Annotated in this window: 12 protein-coding genes; 3 read left to right on the forward strand and 9 right to left on the reverse strand. The window is 64.2% G+C overall.

The genetic code is table 11. The annotated features are described in order from the left end of the window. Positions 1-205: 205 nt before the first annotated feature. From RR51_RS17775 to RR51_RS17800, 6 genes are all read right to left on the reverse strand, one after another. On the reverse strand, positions 206-712 hold the full coding sequence (locus RR51_RS17775; RefSeq protein WP_039614273.1) for a disulfide bond formation protein B: 507 nt from the start codon (positions 710-712) through the stop codon (positions 206-208). Between the two features lie 221 nt (positions 713-933). After that, complete coding sequence (locus tag RR51_RS17780) at positions 934-2,172, reverse strand: heme biosynthesis protein HemY (protein WP_015268543.1); 1,239 nt, start codon at positions 2,170-2,172, stop codon at positions 934-936. Beyond that, the gene (locus RR51_RS31565; protein WP_015268542.1) at positions 2,169-3,269 is read right to left on the reverse strand and encodes a uroporphyrinogen-III C-methyltransferase; all 1,101 of its coding nucleotides are present in this window, start codon (positions 3,267-3,269) and stop codon (positions 2,169-2,171) included. Before RR51_RS31565 ends, RR51_RS17780 begins: the two co-directional genes overlap by 4 nt. A gap of 45 nt (positions 3,270-3,314) precedes the next feature. Further along, the gene (locus RR51_RS31570) at positions 3,315-4,082 is read right to left on the reverse strand and encodes a uroporphyrinogen-III synthase (protein WP_039614274.1); all 768 of its coding nucleotides are present in this window, start codon (positions 4,080-4,082) and stop codon (positions 3,315-3,317) included. Beyond that, positions 4,079-5,020 carry a hydroxymethylbilane synthase gene (hemC, locus tag RR51_RS17795; protein WP_025337275.1) on the reverse strand — a complete coding sequence of 314 codons (942 nt, stop codon included), beginning with the start codon at positions 5,018-5,020 and terminating at the stop codon, positions 4,079-4,081. Before hemC ends, RR51_RS31570 begins: the two co-directional genes overlap by 4 nt. A 195-nt stretch (positions 5,021-5,215) precedes the next feature. Next, positions 5,216-5,959 carry a LytR/AlgR family response regulator transcription factor gene (locus RR51_RS17800; RefSeq protein ID WP_015268539.1) on the reverse strand — a complete coding sequence of 248 codons (744 nt, stop codon included), beginning with the start codon at positions 5,957-5,959 and terminating at the stop codon, positions 5,216-5,218. A 297-nt stretch (positions 5,960-6,256) separates the two neighbouring features. On the opposite strand from RR51_RS17800, the gene argH reads away from it, so the two are divergent. Beyond that, positions 6,257-7,651: an argininosuccinate lyase gene (argH, locus tag RR51_RS17805; protein ID WP_025337274.1), complete on the forward strand. Its 1,395-nt coding sequence runs from the start codon at positions 6,257-6,259 to the stop codon at positions 7,649-7,651. Between the two features lie 105 nt (positions 7,652-7,756). On the opposite strand, the gene RR51_RS17810 is transcribed toward argH, so the two are convergent. Beyond that, a complete protein-coding gene (locus tag RR51_RS17810) occupies positions 7,757-8,419 on the reverse strand; it encodes a glutathione S-transferase (protein WP_039614275.1) in 663 nt (220 codons plus the stop codon). A 147-nt stretch (positions 8,420-8,566) separates the two neighbouring features. Between RR51_RS17810 and RR51_RS17815 the strand changes: the two genes are divergently transcribed. Beyond that, positions 8,567-8,869: a hypothetical protein gene (locus tag RR51_RS17815; protein ID WP_039614276.1), complete on the forward strand. Its 303-nt coding sequence runs from the start codon at positions 8,567-8,569 to the stop codon at positions 8,867-8,869. Between the two features lie 70 nt (positions 8,870-8,939). Next, positions 8,940-9,185, forward strand: coding sequence for a TIGR02647 family protein (locus RR51_RS17820; RefSeq protein WP_015268535.1), 246 nt, complete (start codon positions 8,940-8,942; stop codon positions 9,183-9,185). Between the two features lie 150 nt (positions 9,186-9,335). Here RR51_RS17820 and RR51_RS17825 read toward each other — a convergent pair whose 3' ends face one another. Both RR51_RS17825 and RR51_RS17830 read right to left on the reverse strand, forming a co-directional pair. Then, on the reverse strand, positions 9,336-11,279 hold the full coding sequence (locus tag RR51_RS17825) for an FTR1 family protein (protein WP_039614277.1): 1,944 nt from the start codon (positions 11,277-11,279) through the stop codon (positions 9,336-9,338). Positions 11,280-11,598: 319 nt separating this feature from the next. Beyond that, a complete protein-coding gene (locus RR51_RS17830; RefSeq protein ID WP_003260206.1) occupies positions 11,599-11,883 on the reverse strand; it encodes a helix-turn-helix domain-containing protein in 285 nt (94 codons plus the stop codon). Between the last annotated feature and the right edge of the window lie 16 nt (positions 11,884-11,899).

Raw genomic sequence — 11,899 nt, forward strand, 5'->3', positions numbered from 1 at the left:
TGCCGCTGCACCTCGCACCACGACCGTGCAGCACAAAGGTGACATCAGCAGGCGGCATCGAGCAGTTGTGTTTTCGGTATGCGTGCTGGGAGATTATTCCCGCGCGTGCTGCCCTTCAAGGTACGCAGCGGACAAAGTTCATACAAGTGTTTAATACCCTGTTACACGGCCATTGGTCGTGCCAATGGCGCAACCTTGCGCCAGATCATGTTCTCGCCAGGGTGCGGAAACGATACGCCAGCAGGCAACTCAAGGGCAGCATTGCCAGCAGCAGGAACGCCAACAGGCTCCATTCGGGCAGAGTCAGGTCGAGAAAGCTCCAGGTCAGCGAGTTGCAATCCGGGCCGCCGAACAACAATTGCCGGGCTGCCTCGCCCCAGGATTGCTCGAACAGCCGCCCGAGCGGCACCGGGCAGACTGGAATGGCCCCGTCATCCCCTTGCAACCAGACATGTCGCGCTGCCAGCAGCGCCCCGGCCAGCGAACAGCCCAGCGTCGCCCGCGCGTAACAGCGAATGCCCGCCGTACCCGGTGCCTGCAGCACCGCCGCCAGGCACAGCAGCGCGTACAGGCCAAGCAGCAGGCGCTGGCTGAAACACAACGGGCAGGGCACCAGCCCGAGGACGCTTTCCAGGTGGAAGGACGCGGCCAGTACCGCCAGTGCAGCAAGGCAGGCAGGTAGGAAAAAGGTGCGCAAACGGGCCGGCAGCATGGGTGGTGAAGGTCCCGGGATAATGAAGTGGCTTGAAACGGTAGAGGAAAGACGCGCTTTGTTTCAAGGCGCGACAGCAATGACAAGTCGCTGAATCGCGAAGGAAATTTCCAACCATGCGGTAGGAAACGTCTGAAGAAATGGACTGCAGATCTAACTTACAAAGAGAGAAAAGTTACCCGCCCCCGAAGCCCGCACCTTTGCGCGGGCCCTGGGGTAGGTCAGGCGCGTACGCCTTCGGGCAAAGGCAGGGCCAGCAGGCGCTCGTCCAGCAGGCCGAGGCCCTCCTGGAACAGCTGGTTGCTGCGCTCGGTCTCGCCAAGGCCGGCGAGCAGGCGCGCCAGCTCGGCACAGGCCTCGGGGTTGCGTTCCATGCGCAGGCTGCTTTCCAGGTAGTCCCGCGCCTTGCCCCACAAGCGGTTCTGCAGGCTCAGACGGCCGAGGGTTAGCAGCAGGCTGGCATCTTGCGGGTGGGCCTTGAGCCAACCTTCGGCTGTTTGCAGCTGGCGCGCCGGGTCATCGCCGCGCACCAGGCCGTACAGGCGTGCCAGATGGCTTTCGTATTCACGCTTGAGGGCGGTGCGAAGCACTTGTTCCGCTTCGCTCTGGGCGCCCACCTGACGCAATTGCTCGGCATAGGCCAGCACCAGTTGTGGCTCCTGGCGCTGGGCAGCAGTCAGTTGCTGCCAGGCGCGCTCCAGAGCCTGACGGGCGCTTTGCGCATCCTCGCCACGGGTGGTGGCCAGGCTCAGGTTCTGGCCCCAGGCACGTTGCTCCAGGGCAGCCAGCTCGGCGGCCGGCAGCACCTTGCCCTTGCGCAGGTCAGGCAGCAGGCGGATCAGGGCAGACCAGTCGCCGCGTTCCAGGTGCAGGCGCTGCAGTAGGCGCAGCACCTGGCCGTTGTGCGGGTGGCGCTCCTGCATGGCCAGCAGGGTTTCCAGCGCGCCGTCGCTTTCGCCACGGTCCATCTGCAATTGCGCATGGGTCAGGGCAATAGCCAGCTCCGCTTGCGGCTGGCGCTCCAGGGCACGTTCCAGCAGGTTGTCGCTGTCTTCGGTTCGGCCTTGCTCGTTGGCGGCACGCGCGGCACCGAGGTAATACAGCAACGGCTGGCGCTCGGCCTCGGCGGCACGGTGCAGATGGCGCTGGGCACTGGCCCAACGGCCCTCGGCGAGATCCAGCTGGCCCTGCTCGATGGCCAGACGAACACGCCGGCTGCGATTACGCCGCGACCACGGGTTGACCACGCCACTGGAAGTCAGCACCAGGCCGACCAGGTAGCGCACCAGCCACAGCAACAGCACCACAACCAGCAAGCCGGCCAGGGCCGCCCACAGCCCCGACTGGTAGCGGAAGCTGCCATAGGAGATCAGCACGTAGCCGCTGTGCTTGGCGACCGCGATTCCTAGCGCCGCGGCGACCACGATCGCCAGCACGGCCAGCAGGTAGACACGCTTCATGGCTTGCCCCCTTCAGCATCGGCCGGCAGGTGGCGGCGCTGGATATAGGCCTGCACTGCGGCCAGACTTTCGCTGAGGTCAGGGGTAACCACCGACACCGGCTGTTCGGCCAAGGCATTGAGGCTGTCAAGCATGGCCTTGCTTTGCGGGTTGTCGGCGTTGAAGTTGGCCAGCAGCACGCTGCGGGCGTCGTCCAGCGCCTGGGTGTAGACCTTGCTATCGCCATTGAGCGCTGCCCACTGGGCCTGTTCGATGGTCAGGCTCAGGGCCAGGCGCAGCTGGTTCAGTTGCTGCCCGGCCAGCAGCGGACGCACGTTGTCATCGGCGTTGAAGTCGATCTGGAAGTACTTGGAGATTTCGGCCCACCACTGGGACAGGCGACTGGCGCCGTCACCATCGGCGGTGAGCGCGCCCAGGGCATCGGCATTGGTGTCGAACTCTGGCGACTGGGCGCTGAGTTGCTGCACCAGCTCGCGCTGAGCGGCGAGTTTCAGGAACAGGCCGGTACGGTCCGGTTGCTGAGTGCTGTTGAGCGTGGCCAGGCTGCGCGCCAATTGCTCACGGGCGGCGAAGGCACCCGGATCGCTCTGCTCGCGCAGGATCTCGTCCGCCCCCTCGACCAAGGCCTTGGCACTGGTGATGTCCTGCAGCGCCGACAGGCGCAGGGTGGCCAGGCGCAGCAGGTGCTCGGCCTCGGCCAGGCGCCATTCCTTGCGGCTTTCGCCCAGTATGGTTTCCAGGCGCTGGCTGAGACGTTGCTGGTCGCCCTGCAACTGTGCCACCAGGCGGCGGCGGTCTTCCAGCTCGCTGGCTGCCGGCAGGCTGGCCAGTTGCGCGCTGATCTGCTGCTCACGCTGCTGCAGGGCCTCGGCGCGCTGGTTCAGCGCCTCGATGTGCTGGCCCTGGTTGAATTCGCTGCCTTGCAGTTGACGCACCTGCCAGACACCCCAGCCACCTACCGCCACCCCGGCCGCACCCAACAGCAGGGCCAGCGTTGCCAGGCCACTGCCGGAGCGCTTGGCAGGTGGGGTGGTGACGGGTTCCGCCGGCGCCTGTGCCGACGGCTGATCGTTATTGGACAAGACAGTCTCGCTCACGTATCCATCCTTTGCATGGGGGCGCATCGCGTTCAGCTTAGCGCCTTAAGAGGCAGGTGCAGCGCTGCGCTGCACGGCTGCCAGCAAGGCCGTGGCACTGGCGCCACGGCAATCCACAACCTGTTGGGCCCCGGCGGCCCTGGCCTGATCGGCAACCCGAGGGCTGGGCACGAACAGCGGCAGACGCGCCAGCTGCGGCCAATCGGCGCCGGCCATCTGCTGCAAGTGTTCAAAACCCTGCCCACTGCTGACCACCAGGCCATTGAGGCGTTCCGCTTCGATGCGGCGCATCAGGGTGCCCGCCGGGTAAGCCGGCAGGCAGCGACGATACAGTTCCAGATAATCGACACTAGCACCTTGCTCTGCAAGACGCTCTGCCAGCAGTTCGCGACCTCCGACACCACGAACGATCAAGATCCGCGGTGCCGGCACGGCAACTGCCTGGCGCAGGGCTGGCAGCGCCAGCAACGCTTCGCTGTCATCGCCACGTGGGGGGAAGCTCACCGCCAGGCCCGCGCCCTGCAGCACAGCGGCGGTTGCCTCACCCACAGTGAACCAGCCTTGCACGGGTGGCTGCAGGCCGGCATCGGCCAGTTGCTCAAGCAACAACCGGGCTGCCGGCTTGCTGACCACGATGATCGCCTGGAAGCCCTGCAGGCCTTCCAGCAACAGGCGTTGCTGGTTGTCCACAGCGACGGGCTCGATTGCCAGCAGCGGCAGGCAGCTGCTGGCTACCCCCGCCGCTGCCAGGCTTTGCGCCAGTGCCGCACAGTCCTCGGCAGGCCGGGTCAGCAACAGGCGCCACGAACTCACGGGTGGCCGGCCTCGCCGTAGACTTCCTTGAGGATGGCCTCGGCGCCCTGCCCCAGCAGGTCCTCGGCCACCTGCACGCCCAGGGTTTCGGCGGCAGTACGTGGTGCGCGGGCATCGGCCACCAGCAGGGTACCGCCGCTGGGCTGGCCGACCAGGCCACGCAGCCACAGCTGGTCACCTTCCAGTACCGCATAGCAGGCAATCGGTACCTGGCAGCCGCCATTCAGGCGTTTGTTCAGGGCGCGCTCGGCCACCACCCGGTCGGCGGTATCGGCATGATGCAGCGGCGCCAGCAGCGCGTGGATTTGCTGGTCGGCGCTGCGGCATTCGATGCCCACCGCGCCCTGGCCGCCAGCCGGCAGGCTGTCATCGACGCTGATGGTGGAGGTGATGCGGTCTTCGAAGCCCAGGCGGATCAAACCGGCGGCGGCGAGGATGATGGCGTCGTACTCACCGGCATCCAGCTTGGCCAGGCGGGTGTTGACGTTGCCGCGCAGGAAGCGGATCTGCAGGTCCGGGCGACGCGCCAGCAACTGGGCCTGGCGACGCAGGCTGGAGGTACCGACGATGCTGCCGGCAGGCAGCGCATCGAGGCTGTCAAAGGTATTGGAAACGAAGGCATCGCGCGGGTCTTCGCGCTCGCAGATGCAGTACAGGCCCAGGCCTTCGGGGAAGTCCATGGGCACGTCCTTCATCGAATGCACGGCGATGTCGGCTTCGTTGTCCAGCAGGGCGGTTTCCAGTTCCTTGACGAACAGGCCCTTGCCACCGATCTTTGCCAGCGGCGCGTCGAGCAGCTTGTCGCCACGGCTGACCATGGGCACCAGGGTCACCAGCAGACCGGGGTGGGCCTGCTCGAGGCGGGCTTTGACGTATTCGGCCTGCCACAGGGCCAAGGCACTTTTACGGGTGGCAATGCGGATTTCGCGAGTGGACATGGAACGCCCCGATCCAGAGAAATGCTGTCGATGATAACAGCATCGCCGGTATCGCTAGCAGATGTGGATCAGGATCCTGTGCTTACCTGTACCGCCCAATCGCCGGCAAGCCAGCTCCCACAGAAGCCGTGCAAGGCTCAAGGCTGACGCTATACCTGTGGGAGCTGGCTTGCCGGCGATTGGGCCGGTACAGGCTCAGAGGGTTTGCATCATCTTGCGCACACCGGCCACATGGCGCCGGCTGACGGTCAGGGCGTCACCGTCCAGGCCTTTCAGGTATAGCTGGAAATGCCCCAGCGGCGTGCGCTGCAGGCGTTCGATACGCTCACGGGCGACCAGGGCATTGCGGTGGATACGCACGAAGCGTTCGCCAAACTCGTCTTCCAGGGCCTTGAGCGGCTCGTCGAGCAACACTTCCCCGGCCTCGTGGCGCAAGGTCACGTACTTGTGGTCGGCAATGAAATAGATCACCTGGGGCAAAGGGATCAGCTCGATGCCTTTGCGCGTGCGGGCACTGATGTGGCTACGCGGGCCGCCGCCTTCGTTGGCCGGTCTGGTGAGCGCCGCCAACTGGGCGCGGTTGGGCTTTTCGGCCTTGCGCAGGGCATCGCGCAAGGCCTGGGCCTGGAAAGGTTTGGTCACATGGCTGAGGGTACTGTCCTTGAAAGCCTCGGCACCGTATTCATCGTCCCCGGTGCAAAACACCACCGCCGGAGGCGCCTCGCGCTCGCACAGGCGAGCAGCAACCTGCAGGCCATCCAGGCCTGGCATGCCGATGTCCAGCAGGACCACATCGGGCTTGAGGCTTTCGATCAGCGCCAAGGCCTCCTCGCCGTTGGTGGCGCTAGGCTCCAGCACGGTGTAACCCTCCAGTTCGCCGAGCAGCCGGCTAAGGCGCTCACGGCCTTGGGGTTCGTCATCAACGATCAGGACATTCATAATTGCGCTGGATTCCTGAATGAGTCTCGCACAGGTATAGCGTAGACAGGTATGGTTCGAGCGACACTAAGGTCACGCTCTAGACCGGTGCGAAGGCCAAAGATTCACTCGGCCGGCAGATTCACTGCCAGTCCTCTGTCCAACTGTAGACGGTCCGTGGAACACTGCCGTTCATTCCTGCAAATCCTTCTCTATCGTTTTCCGCGCATTTCTGTCGACCAGCGCCCTGCGGCGGCCGGCCCAAACCCTGCTATCATCGGCGCCACTTTTTCGTTCACGCCTGCAATGAGTGAATCCATGAGCACCGACAAGACCAATCAGTCCTGGGGCGGCCGCTTCAGTGAACCCGTCGACGCCTTCGTCGCCCGTTTCACCGCCTCGGTCGATTTCGACAAGCGCCTGTACCGCCACGACATCATGGGTTCGATCGCCCATGCCACCATGCTGGCGCAGGTCGGCGTGCTCAGCGATGCCGAGCGCGACACCATCATCGATGGCCTGAAGACCATCCAGGGCGAGATCGAGGCTGGCACCTTCGACTGGCGTGTCGACCTCGAAGACGTGCACATGAACATCGAGGCACGCCTGACCGACCGTATCGGCATCACTGGCAAGAAGCTGCACACCGGCCGTAGCCGCAACGACCAGGTGGCCACCGACATTCGCCTTTGGCTGCGCGACGAAATCGACCTGATCCTGGCCGAAATCACCCGCCTGCAGCAGGGCCTGCTGGAGCAGGCCGAGCGTGAAGCCGAAACCATCATGCCCGGCTTCACCCACCTGCAAACTGCCCAGCCGGTCACCTTCGGCCACCACCTGCTGGCCTGGTTCGAAATGCTCAGCCGCGACTACGAGCGCCTGGTCGACTGCCGCAAGCGTGCCAACCGCATGCCCCTGGGCAGCGCCGCGCTGGCAGGCACCACCTACCCGATCGACCGCGAGCTCACCTGCAAGCTGCTGGGCTTCGAAGCCGTGGCCGGCAACTCGCTGGACGGTGTGTCGGACCGCGACTTCGCCATCGAATTCTGCGCCGCCGCCAGCGTGGCGATGATGCACCTGTCGCGCTTCTCCGAAGAGCTGGTGCTGTGGACCAGCGCGCAGTTCCAGTTCATCGACCTGCCAGACCGCTTCTGCACCGGCAGCTCGATCATGCCGCAGAAAAAGAACCCGGACGTGCCGGAACTGGTACGTGGCAAGAGCGGCCGTGTGTTCGGCGCCCTGACCGGCCTGCTGACCCTGATGAAAGGCCAGCCACTGGCCTACAACAAGGACAACCAGGAAGACAAGGAACCGCTGTTCGACGCCGCCGACACCCTGCGCGACTCGCTGCGTGCCTTTGCCGACATGATCCCGGCCATCAAGCCCAAGCACGCCATCATGCGTGAAGCGGCCCTGCGCGGCTTCTCCACCGCTACCGACCTGGCCGACTACCTGGTACGCCGTGGCCTGCCGTTCCGTGACTGCCACGAGATCGTGGGTCACGCGGTGAAGTATGGCGTGGACACCGGCAAGGACCTGGCCGAAATGAGCCTGGACGAACTGCGCCAGTTCAGCGACCAGATCGAGCAGGACGTGTTTGCCGTGCTGACCCTGGAAGGCTCGGTGAATGCCCGCAACCACATTGGTGGTACCGCACCGGCGCAGGTGCGTGCGGCCGTCGCCCGCGGCAAGGCGCTGCTGGCTTCGCGTTAAGGCCCATTGCGAGGGCTTCGCCCTCGTTCGCGGGCACGCCCGCTCCCACAGGTACAGCGTTTCCCTGTGGGAGCGGGCGTGCCCGCGAATGCCCCAACACTATTCTCAGCGTTTACCGCTGCGAATCATCTCCATGAAGGCCGGCATCGCCGCCTCCTTGTCCGCCACGATCCGCGCCATGTGCGGGTTGTCACCCATCAGCTGCAGCAACGCCTTGGCCTGCGGGAAGTCCGCCAGGAAGTCGATGTTCAGCACCTTCTTGCCCACCGCGCAGGCCAGGTCGACCGAGAAGCAGAACATCAGGTCTGCCAGGGTCAGTTGCTCACCCGCCACATAGGGTGCGAAGCGGCCGTTACGCTTGAGCGTGGCAAAACCGGCCAGCAGGTCGGCACGGGCTTTTTCCTTTATCAGCGGCTCGACCTGCATGCCAAAGAAAGACTCGGCATAGCAGGTACGCGCCGGCAGCTCGATGTAGAGCTCGATTTCCTTGAGCAGCTCACGCACCTTGGCCTGCCCGAACGGGTCGGCCGGCAGCAGCGCCTTGCCGCCTTGGGTCTGCTCGATATAGTCGAGGATCACGCTGGTTTCGCTGAGGAAGCCGTGTTCGGTCTCCAGCACCGGCACCTTGCCTCGCGGGCTCACTTGCAGCGCCTGTGGCGCCTGGCCGCCATAGAAGGTGACTTCCTCGAAGGGCAGGCCTTTTTCCAGCAGGGCCAGCTTGACCATGTTGTAGTAGTTGCTGACCGAGAATCCATGAAGCTTGAGCATGAGGTAACAGCCTCCAGGCCGTAAGGGGTTGGCCCGGCTTTTATAGACCGTACGCCCGCCGCTGACCAGCGTCATGCGCCCCGTCAATGCCCGGGCATTGCCGCCACAGGCGTGGCACACTGTGCATCCCATCACAGGAGTACCGCCATGAGCGAGCCCACCGACATCGACTATGACGACGACGAAGCCTTCGCCGAGGCAACGCTGACCCAGGCCATCGAGAACCAGATCGAAAGCGGCGACCCGGCGGCGGCGAAAGCCACGTTCAACAAACTGACCCTGGTCGGTTACGAGCGCGAAGACATTCTCAACCTGATGGCCCATGTACTGGCCTTCGAAATTGACAACATGCTGGTGGAAGAACGCGAGTTCGACCGCGAGTGGTACGAGAACGCCCTGCGTGCGCTGCCCGAACTGCCGCCTGAGATGGATCAAGGCGAGGACGAATAACCCGGCTACACTCGAAGATCAGGCACCGTAGAACGGTGCCGTCATCCTTGTCTGGAAGTCAGGAGTCGCCATGCCTTTTACCCCCGATCTGATCGCTGAACTGGAAGTACTTTCGCTGTTCAAGCACGACAGCAGCCAGGAAGGCATCAAGATTCACAAGAACGCTTCCCCTGCCCTGGTAGCCGCCGCGCAACGCCTGCATGAAAAGGGGCTGACCGATCAACCTGATGGCGGCTATCTGACCAGCCTGGGTCATGACGCTGTCGAAAGTGTCCAGTTGCTGCAGAACATTCTCAAGGCGCCACAGCCGGCTTGAATGGCGGTCTTGCTCAAACTTTGAAACTCGCGCGGTCCCTGTGGGAGCGGCTTTAGCCGCGAACACCGGCGAAGCCGGTGCCATACACCGCGCCGCTTGCTTCGCGGGTAAACCCGCTCCCACAGGGGGCCGCGCCAGCCTGTCAGGCGATCAGTTGGCCGCTGCCCTGCGCCTTTCCGCCAGGCGCGAGCGCCCGTACAAGAACACGATGGCCAGCAAGGCCAGCGCCTGCGCTGACAGCGAGTAGGCGTCGGCGTGGATCCCCAGCCAGTCGAATTCGAAGAACGCCACTGGGCGCGTGCCCAGCACCCCTGCCTCTTGCAGCGCCTTCACGCCATGCCCGGCGAACACCACCGACAAGGCACATAGCAGCGCGGCGTTGATGCTGAAGAACAGCGACAGCGGCAGCTTGGCCGAGCCACGCAGGATCACCCAGGCCAACCCCACCAGCAGCACCAGCGCCGTGGCACCACCCGCCAGCACCGCCTGGTGCCCGGCTGGGCCGGCCTGCAGCCACAGGGTTTCGTAGAACAGGATCACTTCGAACAGTTCGCGGTAAACCGAGAAGAACGCCAGCACGGCAAAACCGAAACGTCCGCCACCACTGACCAGGCTGCTCTTGATGTAATCCTGCCAGGCGGCAGCATGGCGGCGGTCGTGCATCCACACGCCAAGCCACAGCACCATCACCGCGGCGAAAAGCGCCGTGCAGCCTTCCAGCAGCTCGCGCTGGGCGCCACCAACGTCGATCACGTAGGCTGCCAGCGCCCAGGTTGCGAAACCAGCCACCAGCGCCAGGCCCCAGCCGATGTTGACGCTGCGCACCGCCGGCTGCTGGCCGGTATTGCGCAGGAAGGCCAGGATCGCCGCCAGCACCAGAATCGCCTCCAGGCCTTCGCGCAGCAGGATCAGCAAGCCGGATACAAAGCTCAACGACCAGCTCAGGCCATCGCTGCCCAGCAGCTTGGAAGCCTGCTCGAGCTTGGCCTTGGCTTCGCTCAGGCCTTGCTCGGCCTGGGCCACGGGCAAGCCGTCCTGCAGCGACTGACGGTAGGCCATCAGCGATTTTTCGGTGTCCTTGCGCGCCTGGGTGTCGATGTTGTCCAGCGAGCTTTCCACCAGCTCGAAGCCCTCCAGGTAGGCCGCCACTGACAGGTCATAGGCCTGGTCGTGATCACCTGCGCGGTAGGCCGCCAGGCTCTTGTCCAGAGTGCTGGCGGTGTATTCGAGCAATTGCGCCGGGCCACGCTTGACCTGCGGCGGCTGGGCGCGCTGGGCGCGGAACGCCTCCACGGCCATGGCACCTTCGCTGGCGGCGACTTCGGCCGGGGTCTGGCGGGCCAGGTCGGCGATGTTCCAGGTCTTGTCGCCTTTGCCGGCTTCTGGCTTGGCGGTGAAGCTGGCGATGTAGGCAGCCACATCCCAACGCTGGCGGTCGTCCAGCTGGTCGGCAAACGAAGGCATCTCGGTGCCATCGATGCCCAGGGCCAGGGTGTTGTAGAGGTCGAACAGGCTCAACTGGTCGAGGCGCGAAACATCGCGCAGGTTGGCGGGTGCAGGCTCCAGGCCCACGCCGGCCGGGCCGTCGCCGGCGCCAGTTTCGCCGTGGCAGATCGAGCAGTTTTGCGCATACAGCGAAGCGCCACGGGCCGGGTCCGGGGTAATCACCGGAGCCTGACTGACCTCATAGGCTACCGCCAGGCGAGCACCCAGCTGGCGGGCCTGCTTGGCAACAGCCGGGCCGTCCTGGCGCTGGTCGATGGCCTGGCGCAGCGCCTGGACGCCCTGCTCCAGGGCTGCTTGTTCTGCATGCGCAGGCAGGCCTTTGACCAAGTCGGCCAATACCGCGCTGAACTCCTGCTGCTCGCGGTATTCACCATCGTCGATCACCTTGCCGTCTTGCACGGTGGGCGGGTAGTCGGCGCCAATGTAGTCCAGCAGGTGCAGGGCCTTGGTGGCCTCGGCGGGGGCTTCGGCCAGCGCCAGGGTGCTGCACAGCGCCAGCACCGGGCCGAGCAAAATAACCGGCAGCCAAGCAAGCAGACGGGAACGGGTTTTCATGGCCAGTCTCGAAGGGAATGCGAAAGAGAACATTGTTCACTCCCACTTTGCTTCACTCAAGGGTGCTGGGCGGATTTCATGAAAAATCTTGGTACAAATCAGATGAAGAGTGGGGATGTGCTGAAACTGTGGAGATTCTGTCTTGTGTTGCCTGTTATGGCCTCATCGCTGGCAAGCCAGACTCCCACAGGTATTGCGCATGGCTTGAGGGAGATGCGGTCGAGGTGGGAGCAACTGTCTTTAGAAATTTATTTTCAAGCATTTGGTTTCAGGCTCGGAAATATCTTACGACGCCTCAGTTCGGTGCGGGTTGAAAACGGCAAGGCCTGGCCCTCATGGTCCAACCACCGATTCAGGCGAGCTTTTCCTTCACCGTGAAATCCACTTCCAGATCGGCATTGGCCAGCAGATTTACCAAGGCATCCAGGGAAAACTTGTCAATCTTCCCATTCAACAGCTCACTCAAGCGCGGTTGAGTGACATGTAGCCGACGCGCCGCATCCTTCTGAGGTAGATCCCAGGCACGCACCGTCTTGACCAAAATCCGCATCAGCTGCGAGCGCAGCCGAAGGTTGTCTGCCTCCTCTGGCGTATCAGCCAGCGCGTCCCATACAGATGCCGAGCGTTCATTCGCCATGGTTGATCACCTCTCA

This window comes from Pseudomonas sp. C5pp (assembly GCF_000814065.1).
Taxonomy (GTDB): Bacteria; Pseudomonadota; Gammaproteobacteria; order Pseudomonadales; family Pseudomonadaceae; genus Aquipseudomonas; species Aquipseudomonas asiatica.

Bases quoted from the DNA above. Each gene is read 5' to 3' on its own strand.
- RR51_RS17775 (WP_039614273.1), bottom strand. From the start codon at position 712: ATGCTGCCGGCCCGTTTGCGCACCTTTTTCCTACCTGCCTGCCTTGCT.
- RR51_RS17780 (WP_015268543.1), bottom strand. From the start codon at position 2,172: ATGAAGCGTGTCTACCTGCTGGCCGTGCTGGCGATCGTGGTCGCCGCG.
- hemC (WP_025337275.1), bottom strand. From the start codon at position 5,020: ATGTCCACTCGCGAAATCCGCATTGCCACCCGTAAAAGTGCCTTGGCC.
- RR51_RS17800 (WP_015268539.1), bottom strand. From the start codon at position 5,959: ATGAATGTCCTGATCGTTGATGACGAACCCCAAGGCCGTGAGCGCCTT.
- argH (WP_025337274.1), top strand. From the start codon at position 6,257: ATGAGCACCGACAAGACCAATCAGTCCTGGGGCGGCCGCTTCAGTGAA.
- RR51_RS17810 (WP_039614275.1), bottom strand. From the start codon at position 8,419: ATGCTCAAGCTTCATGGATTCTCGGTCAGCAACTACTACAACATGGTC.
- RR51_RS17815 (WP_039614276.1), top strand. From the start codon at position 8,567: ATGAGCGAGCCCACCGACATCGACTATGACGACGACGAAGCCTTCGCC.
- RR51_RS17820 (WP_015268535.1), top strand. From the start codon at position 8,940: ATGCCTTTTACCCCCGATCTGATCGCTGAACTGGAAGTACTTTCGCTG.
- RR51_RS17825 (WP_039614277.1), bottom strand. From the start codon at position 11,279: ATGTTCTCTTTCGCATTCCCTTCGAGACTGGCCATGAAAACCCGTTCC.
- RR51_RS17830 (WP_003260206.1), bottom strand. From the start codon at position 11,883: ATGGCGAATGAACGCTCGGCATCTGTATGGGACGCGCTGGCTGATACG.